The organism is Sphingobacterium sp. UBA6320 (assembly GCF_002440335.1).
In the GTDB taxonomy this organism is placed as follows: domain Bacteria; phylum Bacteroidota; class Bacteroidia; order Sphingobacteriales; family Sphingobacteriaceae; genus Sphingobacterium.
Window position 1 is genome coordinate 170,707 of sequence record NZ_DJTA01000019.1, and the last position, 19,312, is coordinate 190,018.

The 19,312-nt window shown below is 35.6% G+C and carries 19 protein-coding genes; 13 read left to right on the plus strand and 6 right to left on the minus strand.

Going from position 1 to position 19,312, the window contains the following annotated elements; genetic code table 11:
• Window positions 1-140: 140 nt before the first annotated feature.
• Window positions 141-2,816, plus strand: a complete 2,676-nt coding sequence (locus B3P23_RS12055; protein ID WP_293926258.1) for a multicopper oxidase domain-containing protein — start codon at window positions 141-143, stop codon at window positions 2,814-2,816.
• Between the two features lie 117 nt (window positions 2,817-2,933).
• Here the strand turns inward: B3P23_RS12055 and B3P23_RS12060 are convergent, their stop codons facing one another.
• Entirely contained in the window at window positions 2,934-5,282 is a 2,349-nt protein-coding gene (locus tag B3P23_RS12060) for an OstA-like protein (protein WP_293926261.1), read from the minus strand.
• Between the two features lie 97 nt (window positions 5,283-5,379).
• On the opposite strand from B3P23_RS12060, the gene tilS reads away from it, so the two are divergent.
• From tilS to B3P23_RS12095, 7 genes are all read left to right on the plus strand, one after another.
• On the plus strand, window positions 5,380-6,705 hold the full coding sequence (tilS, locus tag B3P23_RS12065) for a tRNA lysidine(34) synthetase TilS (protein WP_293926263.1): 1,326 nt from the start codon (window positions 5,380-5,382) through the stop codon (window positions 6,703-6,705).
• A 1-nt stretch (window position 6,706) separates the two neighbouring features.
• A complete protein-coding gene (locus B3P23_RS12070) occupies window positions 6,707-7,195 on the plus strand; it encodes a hypothetical protein (protein WP_084405270.1) in 489 nt (162 codons plus the stop codon).
• A gap of 102 nt (window positions 7,196-7,297) precedes the next feature.
• Window positions 7,298-7,621, plus strand: coding sequence for a DUF4834 family protein (locus B3P23_RS12075; RefSeq protein ID WP_045752518.1), 324 nt, complete (start codon window positions 7,298-7,300; stop codon window positions 7,619-7,621).
• A 35-nt stretch (window positions 7,622-7,656) separates the two neighbouring features.
• Entirely contained in the window at window positions 7,657-8,760 is a 1,104-nt protein-coding gene (gene recF / locus B3P23_RS12080) for a DNA replication/repair protein RecF (protein WP_293926266.1), read from the plus strand.
• A complete protein-coding gene (locus B3P23_RS12085) occupies window positions 8,753-9,079 on the plus strand; it encodes a DUF721 domain-containing protein (RefSeq protein ID WP_084405271.1) in 327 nt (108 codons plus the stop codon). The genes recF and B3P23_RS12085 overlap by 8 nt, the downstream gene beginning before the upstream one ends.
• 28 nt (window positions 9,080-9,107) lie before the next feature.
• Window positions 9,108-9,680 (plus strand): Crp/Fnr family transcriptional regulator, encoded by a 573-nt coding sequence (locus B3P23_RS12090; protein ID WP_094771776.1) that lies wholly within the window; start codon window positions 9,108-9,110, stop codon window positions 9,678-9,680.
• A 44-nt stretch (window positions 9,681-9,724) separates the two neighbouring features.
• Window positions 9,725-10,171, plus strand: a complete 447-nt coding sequence (locus tag B3P23_RS12095; RefSeq protein WP_293926271.1) for an SRPBCC domain-containing protein — start codon at window positions 9,725-9,727, stop codon at window positions 10,169-10,171.
• On the opposite strand, the gene B3P23_RS12100 is transcribed toward B3P23_RS12095, so the two are convergent.
• The 3 genes from B3P23_RS12100 to sucC form a co-directional block, all read right to left on the minus strand.
• Complete coding sequence (locus B3P23_RS12100; RefSeq protein WP_045752522.1) at window positions 10,166-10,786, minus strand: L-threonylcarbamoyladenylate synthase; 621 nt, start codon at window positions 10,784-10,786, stop codon at window positions 10,166-10,168. The genes B3P23_RS12095 and B3P23_RS12100 overlap by 6 nt on opposite strands.
• Before the next feature lie 100 nt (window positions 10,787-10,886).
• Window positions 10,887-12,332 (minus strand): asparagine--tRNA ligase, encoded by a 1,446-nt coding sequence (gene asnS / locus B3P23_RS12105; RefSeq protein ID WP_045752523.1) that lies wholly within the window; start codon window positions 12,330-12,332, stop codon window positions 10,887-10,889.
• A 184-nt stretch (window positions 12,333-12,516) separates the two neighbouring features.
• Entirely contained in the window at window positions 12,517-13,710 is a 1,194-nt protein-coding gene (gene sucC / locus B3P23_RS12110) for an ADP-forming succinate--CoA ligase subunit beta (RefSeq protein WP_045752524.1), read from the minus strand.
• Between the two features lie 173 nt (window positions 13,711-13,883).
• Between sucC and B3P23_RS12115 the strand changes: the two genes are divergently transcribed.
• From B3P23_RS12115 to B3P23_RS12130, 4 genes are all read left to right on the plus strand, one after another.
• A complete protein-coding gene (locus tag B3P23_RS12115) occupies window positions 13,884-14,540 on the plus strand; it encodes an ABC transporter ATP-binding protein (protein ID WP_248755916.1) in 657 nt (218 codons plus the stop codon).
• A gap of 143 nt (window positions 14,541-14,683) precedes the next feature.
• Window positions 14,684-15,172, plus strand: coding sequence for a hypothetical protein (locus B3P23_RS12120; RefSeq protein ID WP_293926276.1), 489 nt, complete (start codon window positions 14,684-14,686; stop codon window positions 15,170-15,172).
• 5 nt (window positions 15,173-15,177) lie between these two features.
• Window positions 15,178-15,723, plus strand: a complete 546-nt coding sequence (locus tag B3P23_RS12125) for an HAD family hydrolase (RefSeq protein WP_293926279.1) — start codon at window positions 15,178-15,180, stop codon at window positions 15,721-15,723.
• A gap of 137 nt (window positions 15,724-15,860) precedes the next feature.
• The gene (locus tag B3P23_RS12130; protein WP_094771777.1) at window positions 15,861-16,868 is read left to right on the plus strand and encodes a LacI family DNA-binding transcriptional regulator; all 1,008 of its coding nucleotides are present in this window, start codon (window positions 15,861-15,863) and stop codon (window positions 16,866-16,868) included.
• 77 nt (window positions 16,869-16,945) lie between these two features.
• Here B3P23_RS12130 and lpdA read toward each other — a convergent pair whose 3' ends face one another.
• Entirely contained in the window at window positions 16,946-18,334 is a 1,389-nt protein-coding gene (gene lpdA / locus B3P23_RS12135; RefSeq protein WP_045753586.1) for a dihydrolipoyl dehydrogenase, read from the minus strand.
• A 254-nt stretch (window positions 18,335-18,588) separates the two neighbouring features.
• Here lpdA and B3P23_RS12140 point away from each other — a divergent pair, with 254 nt between their 5' ends.
• On the plus strand, window positions 18,589-18,882 hold the full coding sequence (locus B3P23_RS12140; RefSeq protein WP_045753587.1) for a DUF3817 domain-containing protein: 294 nt from the start codon (window positions 18,589-18,591) through the stop codon (window positions 18,880-18,882).
• Window positions 18,883-18,901: 19 nt separating this feature from the next.
• Here the strand turns inward: B3P23_RS12140 and B3P23_RS12145 are convergent, their stop codons facing one another.
• Complete coding sequence (locus B3P23_RS12145; protein WP_045753588.1) at window positions 18,902-19,309, minus strand: acyl-CoA thioesterase; 408 nt, start codon at window positions 19,307-19,309, stop codon at window positions 18,902-18,904.
• Between the last annotated feature and the right edge of the window lie 3 nt (window positions 19,310-19,312).

Sequence of the window (19,312 nt, forward strand, 5' to 3'; positions counted from 1 at the left end):
GTGTAAATTTAACCTGAAATGTTATAATTCTAAGGTGTCAATAAAGTGTTATTTTTGTCATGCAGATTTAATCAATTGCTTCTCTTTTTGAAGTCTAGCAATTTTTCAGATATGTTGAACTTATCATTAAAAAATGCGCTATGATTTTAAAATACATAACTCTCTTCGTTGGTTTATTTGTTTTCTTTTCTCATTCTTATGCTCAACATCATCACGAACAAGTTAGTAAATCGACTGTTTCGTATGTATGTCCGATGCACCCTGAAGTGACCTCTTCGAAAGCGGGAAAATGTCCAAAATGTGGAATGGAACTAGTCAAAAAGAATATCGACCAGCAAGATTCGAATCCTCATCATGCTGTTGCTGTTAATCCATATTTGGGAACTAATGATCGTTACACCCCTTTTAAAAATTTTGCTGTTCCAGTAGCACATCCTACTACAGATCCATCTAAAATCCCTGGATTCACTATATCGAATCTTGAAAAAGATATTGAAACGAAAGCCATCTCGGGGGCTCGTGCAGGTTTACACCTACCTCAAGGATCTGCTGATGTTAAAACTATTCGTTATGATTTATTCGTTACTGATTCAATTGTGAATTTTACTGGTAAAAAGCGTCAAGCTATTGCTGTAAATGGCAGTCTTCCTGCTCCTACCTTAGTTTTTACAGTTGGTGATACAGCACTTATTTATGTACACAATCAAAATGATGAACCGACTAGTGTGCATTGGCATGGTATATTTTTACCTAATCGCATGGATGGTGTAGCACATTTGACACAACATCCTATACCTCCTCACAAGACTTATGTCTATAAATTTCCGGTACTGCAAGATGGCACTTTTTGGTATCATAGTCATTTTTCTCTTCAAGAACAAATCGGGCTGTATGGTGCGTTGATTTTTAACAAAAGGACTGAACCTGATATCCCTACAATACCAGTTGTGTTAAGTGATTGGAGTGATATGAATCCGCATGAAATCAATCGACGGTTGCACGCGGGTAATGATTGGTTCGCTATTAAAAAGAAAACAACACAAAGTTATAGTGAAGCTATTAAAGCGGGGCGATTGGGCGTTAAATTGACTAATGAATGGAAGCGAATGACCGCGATGGATGTGAGTGATGTGTACTATGAAAAATTTTTATTGAATGGTGCTCCAACACAACATTTATCACAATTCAAGGCGGGTGATCAAGTTCGATTAAGAATTGTTAATGGTAGTGCATCTACTTATTTTTGGCTTAGTTTTGCTGGTGGTAAACTCAAAGTTATCGCCAATGATGCTAATGATGTAAGGCCTGTAGAGGTGGATCGTATGCTCATCGCTCCTTCAGAAACTTATGATGTGGTGGTTACTATTCCTGAGAATATGAAGTATGAATTTTTAGCTACTGCTGAAGATCGTACTAACCATGCTTCATTATGGCTTGGGTCGGGTATGGATATGCCTGCTGATAAATTGCCTAAACTGGATTATTTTGCGGGAATGAAGATGATGAATGGTATGATGAAGATGAACGGTGATATGAAACCCATGGGGCATGAAATGAGTTTACAGCAGGTCGATATGAATGCTGTTATGTATCCTGAGTTGAAGAAGTCGAGTTCAAATGTTGCTGATCATTTAACTAACAAAAAAGTGTATGTATGTCCCATGCATCCTGATGTTGTTTCTGATAAGCCAGGTACCTGTCCCAAATGTGGAATGGATCTGGAGTTGACGAAAGGCATTGAGGGAAAACAATTAGAGCATGACCACAATCATACAGGGAAGGGCGATTTACTAACCTTAAACTATAACATGTTGCAATCGGTAGAGGTCACAACGCTTCCTAATGGGCCCTGGAAAGATCTAAGTTTTGAGTTGACTGGTAATATGAACCGTTACGTATGGACTTTGAATAATAAGACGGTTTCGGAATCAGATAAAATTTTGATCAAACGTGGAGAAAATGTTCGAATTAAACTCTATAATAATTCTATGATGCGACACCCTATGCATCTCCATGGACATGATTTTCGATTGGTCAATCAATATGGTGAGCGTTCGCCTCTTAAAAATGTGGTGGATATTATGCCTATGGAAACATTGACACTGGAGTTTGCAGCAACTGAGGACGGAGATTGGTTTTTTCATTGCCACATTCTTTACCATATGATGAGTGGTATGGGGAGGATATTTACGTATGAAAATTCTGAACCAAATCCAGAAATTCATGATCCAGTAAAAGCCTATAAGATGGTACAAATGGATGATCGTATGTTTACTTTATCTGGTGAAGCTAGTGTACAGAGTAATGGTACTGAGGGATTGGTTACTTATTCAAACACACGTTGGCAGATTTCTCAAATGTGGAATGTGGGTTATAAAGCTTCCCAGGGATACGAGAGCGAAACAACGGTGGGACGGTTCATTGATAAAATGCAGTATCTGATGCCTTATGTTGGTTTTGATTATCATTATAAAAAACTAACTGGTCATGAAAAAAACTTGTTTGGGGATCCTGAACGTAATATGTTTGGTCAGAAGGCGAACAAAAGTAATCGTAAAGTTCCTGTATTCGGTGTTGCTTATACTTTACCTTGGTTGGTGATAGCTGATATGCGCGTGGATACTAATGGTAAACTACGTTTTCAATTGGGAAGGGAAGATATTCCGTTAACTCCACGTCTAAGAATGAATTGGATGGTTAATACGGATAAAGAATATACTGTTGGTTCTCGTTATGTATGGACAAAATACATTTCATTGGGAGCTCACTATGATAGTGATATGGGTTTGGGAGCTGGTGTGGTGTTTACTTACTGATGAGGAAGACTATTCCTATTACATAAAAAAGGTCTGATAAGAGTAATCAGACCTTTTTTATGTAATAACGTCAATCAGGAGATGAATTTTGTAAATTCTATTTAAATCAGATTTTAATTATCTTTTGATCGGTGTCTGAGTTGGGGAGACGGGTCTCGGTTCAACTTGTTTGATTTGTTCCTTTACTTCAATTTGTTTTTTCATCGTTTCTGGAACGTTATCTTCAATCTCTTTGTCTATATTTTTTAATATTTTTTCTTTCGGTTTTCCTTCTTTGCTTTCAGCTTGCGGTGCTTTTATTTCTTCTTTGGCAACTGATCGTTTTCGATTGAGTAAGTCTTGTTTTGACTTTGGTCTGTCTTCTGGTTTCCAAATAAATCCTGGAAGGAATTCTTTTTCTTGTGTTAGCTGGGCAATTGGGTAAACTTTGCCATCTACCTTTCGTATGGAAACATATTCTTTTAATTTATTATTTTCCATGTAAATCTTAATACGACTACTTCTGTCGTGGAATAACTCTGTGGCGACATTGGTTTCTTCATTAACGACATAGATGATATTTTCGGCATTTCCATCAACAAACATGCGCTCTAAACTATTTTTATCAAAGAATCCTGTTATTTTACGGCCTTTTAATTGGTTATATTTGACAGAATCTAATGTAGCATTTACCATGAAAGCATTGCCTACAATCAAGGTGTTGTCCAATTTTTGATTGACAAATTGTAAGAAAATTGTATCTCCGGATATTTGTGATTTTTCGGCCCAAATCATTGGTTTTCCCATTAATCTGAACATGGAATCTGCCATGCCATAATAAACTGAATCTGCAACAGCTTGAAAATCTGATTTAAACATCCGTACATTATGATATGCTTTTACAATACGGGTTTTTGCCGTGTCGGGTGGACTTGCGGACTGCCCCGTATTATTTTTTGCAGATCGTAGGGCTTTATTAAAGATTTGATCACTATAATCTGCTTTTGGGACGACTGCATTTTTTCTTAGTAGACTATCTGCTTTGCTGTTTTTTTCTAACTCAAATCGATTTAAATCTTTAATAACAGGTTTTGCAGGTGCCTTACTGGATGTTGAATTTTCTTTTTTAGTATTTTGTTTCGTCGATTCTTTCAGAATGGTGGATTTGTCTTTTGTATTTTTGGGGTTTACCTGTAATTTTACTTCTTTTTTTGCTAAGGTATCATCTTTCAACTGAAGTGAATCTAGACCTTCTGTAAAATTGGTACTTGTGCTATCTTCATCGTCACCATAGTCTTCATCGACTTCTACATCTAACTCTCCTCCATCACGACTTAGTTTGAAATTTTTTGGTATGTATGCGCTGCGTAGAATCATTTTCGAGAAGAGTGTATCTGCGGTCATAAAAATAGAATCCATCTGAACAGAGTCTTTTGGTAATGTTACTGCGTCTATTTTAATAGGTTTATTGCCATTTGATTGATTTTCTTCTTTGGCAACAACTTCTTCTTTTTTCTCGTTTTTATCTTTTTTCTTGATTTCTTTGTTAGATGTGTTTTTGTTTTTGGATGTAGGGTTATCTGTTGAATCTCGCTGAGTACTATCTTTTTTTACGACAGAGATGATCAAAGGTTTGTCGGTCATGGTAATGGATTCGTCGGATTGGCGGTATAATCCTTTGTTCCCGTACGCGTAAAATTTGTCTGTAGTATCAATAAAAACAACGTTGCGAATCGCTTGTCCTTCCCCTGTACGTCTGTCATAGTGTAAAGTATCACCTTTAAGCATTTTACTACCTTCGGTATATAGGTTTTTCTTGGTGAAATTGGCAACACCGGTGTTTGTATTATAATCTCCTTTTTCTGTGTATAGATTTTCGCCTTTATTTCCTTTGATATTGGTCGGGGTATAGAAGTAAGTCATACTGCTAGGCGAATTATACTTCATGGAATCGGTATATATTTTGACATTGGGTGTTCGTACCACCACTTTTTTATTAAAAAAGGCGTCTTGCGTATTTTCGAAATAAGTGGCATTGGTACTTGTGATGGTATCGGTGCCGCTTGTAATACGTCCGCCTCCGTAATAATTACCCACACTACTCCTCATATTATACTGCAAATGATTGGTAGTCAAAATGGAAGATCGACTGACCATACGGACGTTTTGCGTTAGTGTTGCATTTTGTGATGCTGCATCATAGTGAAGTTTATCGGCAAATATTTGTGTTCCGGTTGGTTGTGTTATGATGACATTGCTATAAGCTTCAAAAAATTGTCTACCAATTTCGTCTTTATGTAAGTATCCACTATCGGCTGAGAGTGTCGATCCTTTATGCTCAAATACTGGTCGATAAAACATTGCATTATTAGACATACCAGTGATCATGTTTGAGGACGACAATAAACGGAGTTCATCTTGCTGTTGTGCAGATGCTAGCATGAGGCCGAGGGCCATAAATATAAAGGACAGAAAGTATTGTTTCACAGAGACAAAAATATGTATTTTAATTGAACTTGTTGATTAATGGTAATTTTTCATTTAAACAAATATATGCTCAATAAATATACATTATCTTTGATATATGAATTTGCTGGAAAGATTAACATTTTTTATCAAGGATAACAGTCTTTTTGAGGCTCATGATAAGATCTTGTTAACAGTGAGCGGTGGACGCGATTCGATGCTTTTGACCTTTTTATTGACAAAGGCCGGTTATCAGATAGCTATTGCTCATTGTAATTTTGGATTACGTGGTGCAGAATCTGATCTGGATGAGTGCCTGGTCCGGGATTTTGCTGAAGCACATGGTATCCCTTTTTATGTTAAGCATTTCGATACAGAACAGGTGGCTTCAGAGAGAGGAATCTCTATACAGATGGCTGCCCGTGAACTGCGTTATTCTTGGTTTGAGGAATTAAGAGAAGCTTTAAGTTTTGACAAGATAGCTGTTGCACAGCACTTGAATGATCATATAGAAACAGTACTCCTAAACCTCTCCCGTGGAACAGGTCTTCAAGGTCTGCAGGGAATTCAGGCAAAACGTGACCGGTTGATTCGTCCTTTACTGTTTCTTAAAGCTGAGGAGGTTTTGCATTATGTTCAGGAATACCAAATCCCATATCGTGATGATCAATCAAATTTTTCAACGAAATATGCTCGTAACAAAGTACGTATCGATATTATTCCTCAATTTAAGAAAATACAGCCTGATTTTGAGCGGGTATTTGAGCAGAACATCGCTCATTTTAAGGAAAGCTATACGTTACTGCAGCAGTTTATTGCTCCTCTGCGGGATTCTATTTTTTCTAAAGAACATGATGAATGGATTATCGAAAAAGAAGTGCTTCGCAAACATATAACGGATTTGCCTCTGCTATATGAACTGTTTTCCCCATTTTGTTTTAGTAAAAATGTATTGGCAGATCTTCAAACTTGTTTTGATAAAGAATCTGGTCGACTTTTTCAGTCGGAGTGCTATGATTTATTATTAGATCGCGATTTTTTGATCATTCGTGAAAAGGAGTATAAGCAGGATGATGAAACTGTTATTACTTCAGAAACTAAATCTGTATCTTGGAGGAATTATAATGTCACATGTGATTATAGTTTTGATTTGTCTATAGTACCAGATAAGCAGATGGCAAAAATAGATGCCGAATTGTTGGTTTTTCCATTGACATTGCGTGCTTGGAAAATTGGTGATTTTTTCTATCCTTTGGGAATGACGGGAAGAAAGAAGTTGAGTGATCTTTTTACAAATTATAAGGTGAATGTTTTTGAGAAGGAAAATATTCCGATTTTAGTAAATGGTAACGGGGATATCATCTGGGTAGCGACTTATCAACTCGATAATCGATATAAAATAAGTGGAAATACTAAAAAAGTGTTTGTTTTAATTTGTAAATAGTATGATGAAAGAGGGACTTCTATATACTGAGAACCAATATTTGGGACGAGACCGCGTGTGGATAAGTGTGCGTTTGGTTCTTGCTTTGTTTTGTTTTACAGCAGTGTATCTCAATATTGATCAATTACTTTCTAGCCAATTATTTATGCTTGTTGGTATCGCGATCATTATTACATCTGTGGTTATGATGTATCTTTTATTGTACCGTATTGAGGTATTTGAGGGTAAGGTCATGTTAAGCGGATTATGGACAACTCGCTTGGTTAAAATCGAATTAAGTTCAATTGTCAAGATTGAAAAGAAGCCATTTAGTAAATTTTTCTTTAATAATCCGGTATATAATCTTCATATCAATGGGAAGATCAAATTTTATGCAGGTGGTAAAGATGCTGTTTGGCTTACGGACAAGGATGGTCTGGTATATGTGATCGGTACGCAACGTCAAGATGAACTATTTCGCGCTATCGAACAAGCAAAGTCTTGTACTTAGAAATACTTAAAAATTGTTAAATCAAAATATACTGACATTTGTAAGACAAGTGATTTAAAAGAGTTTCATTATTTTTGATAAAATGACAACGAATATAAAGTTATGGCAGGATTATTAAAATTTTTATTGATTGCTTTCGCTGTATGGTATTTAGTTAAATTCTTAATACGATTATTATTACCATTTGCGATGCGTAAGGCTGCGGAAAAGCTTATGAAAAAAGCGCAGCAGCAAGGTGGCTCTACTTATACCAATGGAGGGGGGTCTTTCCATTATGAGACATTTGGTCAAGGTGATAACCGCTCACAATCGGCACCAAAAAACGATGGACGTATTTCGGTAGATTATGTTCCTCCTAAACAGGAACATAAAAGAAAAGTGGCTGACGATGCTGGTGAATTTGTAGATTTTGAGGAAATAAAATAAATGACTTCCTGTTCAAAATAGCGTATCTTTGTGCTATGTGGTTGCGTCAGCTTTCAGTTTTAAATTTTAAAAATTATTCAGAATCTTCTTTAGAATTCTTGCCAGAGGTAAATGCTTTTGCCGGGGATAATGGTGTTGGTAAGACAAATCTGTTGGATGCTATCCACTATCTTTCTTTGTGTAAAAGTTATTTTAATCCCATTGACTCGCAACATATCAAACAGGGCCAAGATTGGTTTATGTTGCAGGGGTCTTTTGAAAAGGATCAGCTTCATGATGTGATCTCCTGTAGCATCAAACGTAATCAAAAGAAACAGTTCAAGAAGAATAAAAAAGATTATCCTAGATTGGCTGATCATATCGGTCAATTTCCTTTAGTGATGATTTCTCCTAATGACAGTATGATTATTACGGATGGTAGTGAAGAACGCCGTAAATTTATTGATAATGTCATTTCTCAGACTGATAATAAATACCTGGATACACTTATCATTTATAATAAGATCATTGCCCAACGTAATATGCTGTTGAAGCAGGCTAAGCAAAGTGGTGTATTGGATTTGGGGCTTGTTGAGGTTTTAAATATGCAACTTGAAGAAGTTGGTACAGTAATATATGATAAACGTGTTGCTTTTATGACTGAATTTCAGCCGGAGTTTGATCGTCATTATCTATATCTTACTGAGAATGCTGAGACTGTTCAGCTTGTCTATGAGTCTCCTTTAATGGAGGATTCGTTTTTGAATATTTTAGAGAAAAATCTTGATCGGGATCGCGCGTTGGAGAGAACTTCGGTTGGTATCCATAAAGATGATTTGATTTTTACGATTCACGGAGGCATGCCTTTGAAAAAATTTGGGTCTCAAGGACAACAAAAATCTTTTTTAATCGCATTAAAACTAGCCCAATATTCTTTCTTTCAACAAAAGAAAGGGTTTAAACCTCTTTTGCTTTTGGATGATATCTTTGATAAATTGGATGATAAGCGTACCCACAAGTTGATGCAGATGGTTTCGGATGATGAATTTGGTCAAATTTTTCTGACAGATACAGATGCAAAAAGAATTAAGCGAATTTTTGATGCGATTGCTAGTCCAGTACGTATCTTTGACATAGCAGGAGGTGAAGTTTATGTATGATAAGAAGTATAAAGGTGCATTGGAATATATTCGTTCAAGTGATGATATCACCATAAAGGAAGCTATTGAACGTCTTCTTGATGCATACAAATTAAAACGTAAATTTGAGGAAACTTCTATTTTGGCAGTGTGGCCGACATTGATTGGTAAAGCTATTGCTAACCGTACAAAGCAAATTTATATCAAAGATAAAAAGCTATTTGTGAAAGTCGAATCTGCAGTTATTAAAAATGAACTGGTTTTAATGCGTAAACAGATACTCGGGCGTGTCAATGAGCATGTGGGCCGTGTTATTGTCGAGGAGCTAGTGGTCCTATAATTTAATTTGAAATGATTATCTTCAATAGATGAATACATTTTTTGAATCCCAAATCATTCAACTTTTTGATATTTCTCCAAAGAACCTAACACCTATATTATCTTCTTTCTTGGAAGAAAATCTCTCAAAAGGCACCTATTTTTTAGAACAGTATAATCGTTGTGAGCGATTGAGTTTTATTCAATCTGGGATCGTAAGGGTTTTTAAAGAAACGGCCTCAGGCGAGGTTACACAATGGATAGGACAGGAGGGGTACTTTGTTACGGATCTATCTTCATTTCTTTTTGATCAACCTGCGCGTTGGAGCATCCAGATGTTGACAGATACTAAATTGCTTTCCATTTCTAAAAAGGATTATCTTCAATTTGAAACACATATACCTGACTGGAATCGTTTAGAGAAGCGATTTATTGCCAAGTGTTTTTTACAATTAGAAGATCGTATTTATAATTTTATAGCTCATACGGCTGAAGAACGTTACCATTTGTATTTTGAACAGAATAAAGCGCTGTTTAATCGTGTTCCTCTTCAATATATAGCTTCTGTATTGGGTATGTCTCCTGAAACTTTGAGTCGTATTAGAGCGAAGATAAATTCTTGATAAAAGTCAAGGGCATGGTTGTTTGAATATACTAGTTTTGGTATATGAAAGCACATATCGAAAATTCAATCACTATTAAAGCTTCAATCGAATCGGTTTGGATCGTATTGTCTGATTTTAATAAATATCCGGACTGGAGTCCTACAATAAAGCAGTTTTTTTCTATTCCAAGTGTTGGACAAAGATCTAAGGTTAGATTAGAACAGTCTAAGGGGCCCAGTATGACTATGAATCCTCTGTTTCTAAACATTACTCCTTTGAAGGAACTTCGTTGGAAGGGTAGTCTTATTGTACCAGGATTGTTTGATGGTGAACATTATTTTATACTCGAGAAAAAATCTGATCATGAAACAGTCTTGACTCAAGGAGAATACTTTTCGGGAGTGTTGATTTATTTTTTTCGAAAGATGATCTATGGTGTAATCTACAATGATTTTAAGTCTTTTAATGTGGCTTTAAAAGAACAGGTGGAGAATAGGAATATCTTATAGATATTCCTCTAAATTTCCTTTACCAGCTCTGATGATTTCAAATTCACCTTCTGTCAGATCTACAACTGTTGAGGCAACATTATCACCGTAACCGCCATCAATAACTAAATCGACCAAGTTTTCATATTTTTCGTGAATGAGTTCAGGATCTGTCGAATATTCTAAAATGTCGTCTTCATCACGAATGGAGGCTGTGACAATGGGGTTGCCCAGTACACGAACTATTTCACGTACGATATTATTATCAGGAACCCGGATACCTACAGTTTTCTTTTTTGAACTTAATAATTTTGGAACTTGGCTACTGGCATTGAATATAAAAGTGAATGGTCCAGGTAGAGCTTTTTTTAATACCCTAAAGACTGTTGTATCGAAAGGTTTGGTATATAGTGATATATCTGTCAGGTCATAGCAAATAAAGGATAGATTGGCCTTGTCTGCTTTTAACCCTCGAATCTCACAAACTTTTTCAATAGCTTTCTGATTCGTAATGTCGCATCCGATGCCGTAAACCGTATCGGTGGGGTAGATGATAACTCCACCTTTTTTTAGAATATCAACTACTTGTTGTATTGATTTCTCATTTGGATTATTATCGTATATTCGGACTAACATAAGATTTTGATATATTGCTAAATTACAAATTATTTGTAGATAAAAGAAAAGCGGCCAAAACTGAATGGGTTTTGACCGCTTTTTATGTGTTTGCTATTGATTAAAATTCTGCGTTGTTTGGCGTGCGCGGAAATGGGATGACATCTCTAATATTGGTCATACCTGTTACGAATAATACTAAACGCTCAAATCCTAATCCAAATCCTGAGTGAGGTGCCGAACCATAACGACGTGTATCTAAAAACCATTCCATTTCTTCTGCTGGGATATTAACTTCAGCCATTCTGGTTAATAACTTGTCCAGATTTTCTTCACGTTGGGATCCGCCTACCATCTCACCGATACCAGGGAAAAGTATATCCATAGCACGTACTGTTTTGTGCCCGTTGGCATCAATATCATTTTGCTTCATATAAAATGATTTGATCTCCGCTGGATAATCAATGAGTATGACTGGTTTTTTATAGTGTTTCTCAACTAAATAACGTTCGTGCTCGGATTGTAAATCAGCTCCCCATTCGTCAATTAAGTATTTGAATTGCTTCTTTTGATTTGGTTTGCTACGTTTTAATATATCAATGGCTTCTGTATAGGTTACACGTTCGAAATCATTGTTGAGGACAAATGTTAATTTGTCGATTAGATTTAGCTCTGCTCTTTCTGCAGCAGGTTTATTTTTTTCTTCTTCTAATAAACGTGTTTTTAAGAATTCAATTTCTTCGGGGCATGTATCCAGTGCATATTTGATCACATATTTGAGCAAATCTTCTGCAAGATCCATGTTATCTTCTAATTCGTAAAACGCCATCTCTGGTTCAATCATCCAGAATTCTGCTAAGTGACGTGTCGTATTTGAATTTTCAGCACGAAATGTTGGTCCAAATGTATAGATGTTGCCGAATGCCATTGCAGCTAGTTCACCTTCTAATTGTCCAGAAACTGTTAAGTTTGTTGATTTTCCGAAAAAATCTTCTTTAAAGTCAATGTCACCACTTTCTGTACGAGGAAGATTATTGAGATCTAGTGCTGTCACACGGAACATTTCTCCTGCACCTTCGGCATCAGATCCTGTGATAATTGGAGTATGCATATATACAAAATCTTTATCATTGAAAAACTTGTGTACTGCAAATGCCAAGGCGTTACGAACTTTAAATACGGCATTAAAAGTTGTTGTGCGAAAACGTAAATGAGCGATTTCACGTAAAAACTCTAAACTGTGCTTTTTGGGTTGTAAAGGATATTTTTCAGCATCTGAATCACCTAAAATCGTCAATTCGTTTACTTTGATCTCAACTTTTTGACCTTTACCTTGTGATTCAACTAAATTTCCCTTTACACGTAATGCAGCACCAGTTGTGATTCTTTTTAACAAAGCTTCTGGTGTGTTTTCAAAATCAACTACTGCTTGGATATTGTGAACGGAAGATCCATCATTAATTGCTATAAATTGATTGTTACGGAAAGTTTTAACCCAACCTTTAACAATAACTTCATGCCCAAAATCAGTGGCATTTAATAATTCTTTTATACGAGTATGTTCCATTTTTATTGTAGCATTTCAAATAAGGTCTAAATATCAGATCAGGATCTTATTTTTTTATACGAGATTCAAAAATAGCGTATAATTTATAAAAATCAGTGATTTATTTAGAAATTGTATGTATTTATTCAATTAAAAAAGCCTCTGAAAATTTCCAGAGGCTTTTGATATTGTTTTTAAAGGGAAATTAACCTTTTAATACTTTTGTTACTAATTCAGCAGCTTCATGTAATTGAATTGCAGAATAAACTTGTAAGCCTGAATCATCAATTAGTTTTTTTGCTTCAGCAGCATTAGTACCTTGAAGACGTACGATAATTGGTACAGGGATATTACCGATTTCATTGTAAGCATCAATTACACCTTGTGCTACACGGTCACAACGAACGATACCACCGAAAATGTTAATTAAGATTGCTTTTACATTTGGATCTGATAAAATAATATTAAAACCAGCTTTTACAGTTTCAGCATTTGCAGTACCACCTACATCTAAGAAGTTTGCAGGCTCACCACCAGCAATTTTGATGATGTCCATGGTTGCCATTGCAAGACCGGCACCATTTACCATACAACCTACGTTACCATCAAGTTTTACGTAGTTTAAGTTAGATTTACCAGCTTCGACTTCTGTAGGATCTTCTTCAGTTACATCGCGTAATGCTGCATAATCTGGGTGACGGTATAATGCGTTTTCATCTAAATCTACTTTCGCATCTACAGCTAAGATTTTATCGTCAGATGTTTTTAATACAGGGTTGATTTCGAACATCGAAGAATCTGTTGAATCGTATGCTTTGTATAAAGCAGCAACGAACTTCACCATTTCTTTGTGTGCAGCACCTGTTAAACCTAAGTTGAAAGCAATTTTACGTGCTTGGAAACCTTGTAAACCAACTTTAGGGTCGATTTCTTCTTTGAAGATTAAGTTTGGAGTTTTCTCTGCTACTTCTTCAATATCCATTCCACCTTCTGTAGAATACATAATGATATTACGACCTTTTGTACGGTCTAATAACACAGATACATAAAATTCTTTAGTTTCACTTTCACCAGGATAGTAAACATCTTGAGCAACTAATACTTTATTTACTTTTTTACCTTCAGCACCAGTTTGAGGAGTTACTAATTGCATACCGATGATATCTGTAGCACGTTGTGATACTTCTTCTAGGTTTTTAGCTAATTTAACGCCACCACCTTTACCGCGACCACCAGCATGAATTTGAGCCTTGATTACAACCCAGTCCGAATTGTATTCTTCTTTCAATTTTTTAGCAGCTTCTACAGCTTGCTCTGGAGTTTCAGCAACAATACCTTCTTGTACTCTTACGCCAAAACTTTTAAGTATTTCTTTTCCTTGATATTCGTGAATGTTCATTGCAAAAATGTTTGTGTTGTAAAAGTATTATTTTTTAAGTGAATGGTCAAGTTCTGGAGCATAAATTTAGCTTAAATTGACTTTTATTATATACTAATTGGCGGATATGGAGTTAAAAGGTCTTGATTTATTCAAAGGGTTTGTTCGTAAAAAATATTTAACTTTGTCATATGATGTTACAAGCCAAAAGTATTTTCAAATCATATGGTCCTTTGCCTATTTTAAAAGGTGTGGATATCGAAGTTGCAAAAGGTGAAATCGTGAGTATTGTTGGCGCCTCTGGGGCTGGAAAAAGTACGCTTCTTCACATTATCGGGACTTTGGATTTGGCTGATAAAGGTGAATTGTATATTAATGGGACTAATATTAGTGGTCTGAGCGCAAAAAAACTCAGTGCATTTCGCAATGAACACATCGGTTTTGTGTTTCAGTTTCATCATTTACTACCTGAATTTACGGCATTAGAGAATGTATGTATACCTGCTTTTATCAAAGGTGTAGGACGTAAAGAGGCAGAGATTCGTGCCATGGAGATATTGGATTTGCTTGGTGTAGCACATCGTGCCAGCCATAAACCTACACATATGTCCGGAGGAGAACAACAGCGGGTGTCGGTTGCGCGTGCGCTGATTAATAATCCATTTATTATCCTTGCTGATGAACCTTCTGGTAATTTGGATTCGGAAAATGCTACGGCACTACATCAATTGTTTTTTGATCTTAGAGATAAATTTCAACAAACTTTTGTTATCGTTACTCATAATGAGGAGTTGGCTCGTATCTCTGATCGCACCATTCATATGCGCGACGGGAATGTGATTGCATTATAATATATGTTGAGCATCATGAATACTGTTGGCATACTTTTACGTGGTATCTCGTGTTTATGATAGCTTCAACGTTTTTAAAATCGAGTGAAACGGGCTCAATAATATCTACATAGCTAACACTCATTAATTAAATAATTATTCTGATGAAGAAAAGAATACTGATAACCTTTGGTACTAGAGCGTTAGGACAGCGTATTGCTAAGCTATTAGAGCATGAATTTGATGTTTTTTTTGCGAGTTCGGAAGAAATTCCATCGCTGTTATTAAATTCTGGAAAATATTTTAAAATTCCAGCTGGGCTAATGCCGACATATGCGCATGAAGTACTAAAAATAAGTTTAGACCAACATATTGATTACGTTTTGCCTTTGGGGAGTTATGAATTTGAACCTTTATCTGAGGCTAAAGTTTTATTTGAAGAATATGATATTAAAGTAATTGTACCCTCGCATGATGTATTGCAAGACTACTTTGTAATTGAGAATCCGAGCAAAGAATTGTCTTTGGTTTTATTAATTGCTGGTAAATCTTTACTTAATGATTTTGAAACGGTTGATTCATCCATGGACGGTTTGTTTATTATTTCTGACTCGGGCGATGATTTCGCTCTGTGTGCTGTGGCAAAAGATTAATTTTTATGTTAAAATATCAGGACTTTCCTTCAGATAAAAAAGTTTTTATTTTTGAATTGGATGACGTTATTTATCCAAAGCGAGATTATGTATTACAGGTGTATTATCTCTTTGCTAACTTTTTGGAGTTTACGGAGACTTTTCCGCCTCAAGCTGATTTGGTTTCTTTCTTTAAAGATCATTTGGAGCATCAGGGTGAAGAGCTAATTTTTGAGCATGCGGCAGATAATTTTCATTTTGATCTGAAGTATAAAGAGCATTTTGAGCGACTATTTGTCAACGCGGTACTACCAGTTAAATTATTGATGAAGGAAGGTATCATAGAATTGTTGAACGCTATTGTTAATGATGGTAAACAGATTTGTATTTTGACAAAAGGTAATCCGTTAATGCAATTGAATAAAATAAAGCATATTGAATGGGGTGCATTGGCTTCTAAATTAAGGGTATATTTTGTCGATGAGTTGCAGTTTCGTAATCTGGAACCCTTGGATTTTATCGCTGAAGAACTTCAAATAGCTAAAAGTGAATTTGTACATATTGATCGGTAGTTTTTCGATTTAGCTATTGATAGTCAATTGTTTATAATTTGCATTTAAATCTGTTTTTTCTTAAATAAAACTCTTATTCTAAAAATATGCTAAAAAATGTTATATTTATCGGAATGTAAATTTAGTGAGATTCGACTATGAGTATGCAAGGGGATAAACCAACCACAATCAAAGAAATAGCTAAGAAGCTAAAAATTTCGCCATCTACTGTATCTCGAGCATTGAATGATCATCCAAGTATTGGGTTGGTGACGACCATGCGTGTGAAAAAAGTGGCTGAGGAATTGAATTACGAGCCAAATCAAACGGCTATATTTTTTAAGCAACGAAAAACGTTTACGATCGGTGTTTTATTACCAAGCCTTTCTGAACCATTCTTTTCTTCTGCAATTAGTGAAATTGAAAATGTGTCTAATGATCGTAAGTATACCGTAATCATGGGCCAATCATTGGATGATGCTGAAAGGGAAGAAAGGATATTGAAAACATTTAAGAGTCATCGTGTTGACGGGGTTTTGATGTCAGTAGGAAAGAATACAACAAACTTAGAGTTTCTAGAGAAATTAGAAAACTCTGGAACTCCTATTGTATTTTTTGACTGCGTTCCTGATATTCCTAAAATCAATAAAGTGGAGAGTGATCTTGCAACTGGTATGAATGAGGCAATTGATGCTTTTGTTGCTCGAGGTCATGTTAAAATAGCACTTATCAATGGCCCCCAATTGCTTCCTGCAAGTGAAGAGCGCAAAAATTCTTTCTTGTCTGCATTAAAGCGTAATGGTTTGGATTATGATGAAAAATATATTGTAAATACAGATCTGACTACTGAAGGGAATGAGGCGGCTATGGAAAAACTGTATGCTCTACCGGAAAGGCCAACTGCTGTTGTTTCTTTCAATGATTTTGTGACCTTGGATGTTATGAAGGCAGCTCGAAACAGGGGACTGGTTTTAAATCATGATATTCATTTTATTAGCTATGCTAATTATCCTTTATGGAAATATATGGAAAATCCTCCAATGGGTTGTATCGAACAATTTCCAGGAAATCAAGCCAAAAAGGCTGCAGAGATTTTATTTGAGAAAATAAATAATGCAGACTTGGCTCCACAACAGATTGTTTTCAAATCAAGATTGATTATGTAATCCTTCTTTTTTAATATAAAATAGAAAGAGCTTATCATATGATAAGCTCTTTCTATTTTATATTAATCGTGTTGATGTTATAAATGAATCACTTCGTCATAAGCATCAGCACAAGCTTCCATGATCGCTTCACTCATTGTAGGGTGAGGATGGATCGCTTTAATCATTTCATGACCAGTTGTTTCTAATTTTCTTGCTACCACAATTTCGGCAATCATTTCAGTAACATTTGCACCAATCATATGGGCTCCTAAGAATTCACCGTATTTTGCATCAAATATAACTTTTACAAAACCATCTTTCGCTCCAGAAGCTGACGCTTTGCCAGAGGCTGAGAAAGGGAATTTACCAACTTTAATATCGTAACCAGCTTCTTTTGCTGCTTTCTCTGTATAGCCTACAGAGGCAATTTCAGGAGAACAGTAAGTACATCCTGGAATGTTGTTATAATCGATTGGTTCTACATGAAGACCTTTGATCGCTTCTATACATAAAATTCCTTCTGCTGATGCTACGTGCGCCAACGCTTGTCCTTTTACAATATCACCGATAGCATAGACACCATCAATGTTTGTTTTATAATAATCGTCAACCACAACGCGACCACGATCTGTATTTACTCCAACTTCTTCAAGACCTAAATTTTCAATATTTGGCATGATACCTACTGCTGATAGGACTACTTCAGCTTCGATCACTTCCATACCTTTTGCAGACTTGATATTTACTTTGCTTAAAGTACCTGATGTATCAACAGACTGTACTTCGGATGAAGTTAAAATGTTAATGCCTTGTTTCTTTAAGCTTTTTTCTAATTGCTTTGATATTTCTTCATCTTCAACTGGAACAATTCTGTCCATGAATTCTACAACTGTTACTTTCGTGCCAATGGCATTATAGAAATATGCAAATTCGATTCCGATAGCTCCAGAGCCAACGATAACAAGAGATTTTGGTTGTTTTGGAAGAACTAGTGCTTGTCTATATCCGATAATTTTTTTACCATCCTGAGGCAGGTTAGGTAATTCACGTGAACGTGCTCCAGTCGCTAAAATCGTGTGTTTGGCTGTGTATTCTTTTGATGAACCATCTGCAGCTTTTACATCGATTTTACCACCTTTTTTGATCTTTGCAGTACCATTGATGACGTCAATTTTATTCTTCTTCATTAAGAATTGAATACCTTTGCTCATTCCATCAGCTACGCCACGACTTCTTTTAATAATTGCATCAAAGTCAGGCTCACCGCCTTGTACATTGATACCATATTCAGCAGCATGATTTAAATATTCAAAAACTTGTGCACTTTTTAATAGAGCTTTAGTTGGTATACAGCCCCAATTTAGACAAATACCTCCTAAAGATTCGCGCTCGATGATAGCAGTTTTGAAACCTAATTGTGAGGCTCTAATGGCAGCAACATATCCACCAGGACCACTACCAATTACAATGATGTCGTAATTCATAAAATAATTATTGTGTAGTTGAATGCTCAATCTATTTTGAATTTCAAGATATTCAAAATAGCAAAGCTTGTTTCAAAAGTACGCATTTTTTCTGAATGTTATAAATTACATCGACATTAAATTGGCAGATTCTAATAAACAAATGCGATAAAAATTTTAATTATGTCAAAGGAGGGTCAAACCATTAATTATAAAATATTCATCTCATTAAATAATTCTATTTTTGAGATTAGACATTTTTAAATCAAGTTTTTATGCTCCGTATTTTTAGACAAATTGCACTTTGGGAAGCGATTTCAACTATTTGTTTGTTTTTTTTGGCTATGCCACTGAAATACTTTTTTGAAACTCCTGAAGCGGTAAAGATCGCTGGTTCAATTCATGGATTTTTTGTGGTTATTTTTGTCATTATGTTGATTATGTGTACCGTGGAGTATAAATGGAATTGGAGACGTCCATTGGTTTATTTATTAGCTTCCCTGATCCCCATAGTAGGTTTTTGGGTGGAGCTGGATGTGAAAAAGATAATAACAGGTCAAAAGAAATAAATCATAAAAAAAGGATGATTTAACTGTCATCCTTTTTTATTTTATCAATACCTACGTAAGCATAAGTAATTTCTGTCCGTCCGTGTGGGGTCGGTACTCCCTCCTTATTGAGATTGACGAATACTAATTTGTCAATGGAGAGTATCGTTTTTCGTGTAATTTTATTTCGGACCTCACAACGCATAGTGATCGATGTTGTTCCAAAATTAATTGCTTCTATTCCTAGTTCTATGATATCACCTTGTTGTGCGGAGCTTACAAAATTGATTTCAGAGATGTATTTTGTGACTACATATGAATTTGAAAGTTGTACGATAGCATAAATAACAGCTTCTTCGTCGATCCATCTCAGCAGTGTTCCTCCAAATAGCGAACCATTAGGATTTAAATCTTCTGGTTTTACCCATTTTCTTGTATAGAAGTTCATGTG

Coding starts and splice junctions, on each gene's coding strand:
- B3P23_RS12125 (WP_293926279.1), top strand. CDS start 15,178: ATGTTAAAATATCAGGACTTTCCTTCAGATAAAAAAGTTTTTATTTTT.
- B3P23_RS12070 (WP_084405270.1), top strand. CDS start 6,707: ATGATGAAAGAGGGACTTCTATATACTGAGAACCAATATTTGGGACGA.
- B3P23_RS12075 (WP_045752518.1), top strand. CDS start 7,298: ATGGCAGGATTATTAAAATTTTTATTGATTGCTTTCGCTGTATGGTAT.
- B3P23_RS12085 (WP_084405271.1), top strand. CDS start 8,753: ATGTATGATAAGAAGTATAAAGGTGCATTGGAATATATTCGTTCAAGT.
- B3P23_RS12120 (WP_293926276.1), top strand. CDS start 14,684: ATGAAGAAAAGAATACTGATAACCTTTGGTACTAGAGCGTTAGGACAG.
- B3P23_RS12145 (WP_045753588.1), bottom strand. CDS start 19,309: ATGAACTTCTATACAAGAAAATGGGTAAAACCAGAAGATTTAAATCCT.
- recF (WP_293926266.1), top strand. CDS start 7,657: ATGTGGTTGCGTCAGCTTTCAGTTTTAAATTTTAAAAATTATTCAGAA.
- tilS (WP_293926263.1), top strand. CDS start 5,380: ATGAATTTGCTGGAAAGATTAACATTTTTTATCAAGGATAACAGTCTT.
- B3P23_RS12140 (WP_045753587.1), top strand. CDS start 18,589: ATGCTCCGTATTTTTAGACAAATTGCACTTTGGGAAGCGATTTCAACT.
- B3P23_RS12130 (WP_094771777.1), top strand. CDS start 15,861: ATGAGTATGCAAGGGGATAAACCAACCACAATCAAAGAAATAGCTAAG.
- sucC (WP_045752524.1), bottom strand. CDS start 13,710: ATGAACATTCACGAATATCAAGGAAAAGAAATACTTAAAAGTTTTGGC.
- B3P23_RS12115 (WP_248755916.1), top strand. CDS start 13,884: ATGTTACAAGCCAAAAGTATTTTCAAATCATATGGTCCTTTGCCTATT.
- B3P23_RS12055 (WP_293926258.1), top strand. CDS start 141: ATGATTTTAAAATACATAACTCTCTTCGTTGGTTTATTTGTTTTCTTT.
- asnS (WP_045752523.1), bottom strand. CDS start 12,332: ATGGAACATACTCGTATAAAAGAATTATTAAATGCCACTGATTTTGGG.
- B3P23_RS12100 (WP_045752522.1), bottom strand. CDS start 10,786: ATGTTAGTCCGAATATACGATAATAATCCAAATGAGAAATCAATACAA.
- B3P23_RS12090 (WP_094771776.1), top strand. CDS start 9,108: ATGAATACATTTTTTGAATCCCAAATCATTCAACTTTTTGATATTTCT.
- lpdA (WP_045753586.1), bottom strand. CDS start 18,334: ATGAATTACGACATCATTGTAATTGGTAGTGGTCCTGGTGGATATGTT.
- B3P23_RS12095 (WP_293926271.1), top strand. CDS start 9,725: ATGAAAGCACATATCGAAAATTCAATCACTATTAAAGCTTCAATCGAA.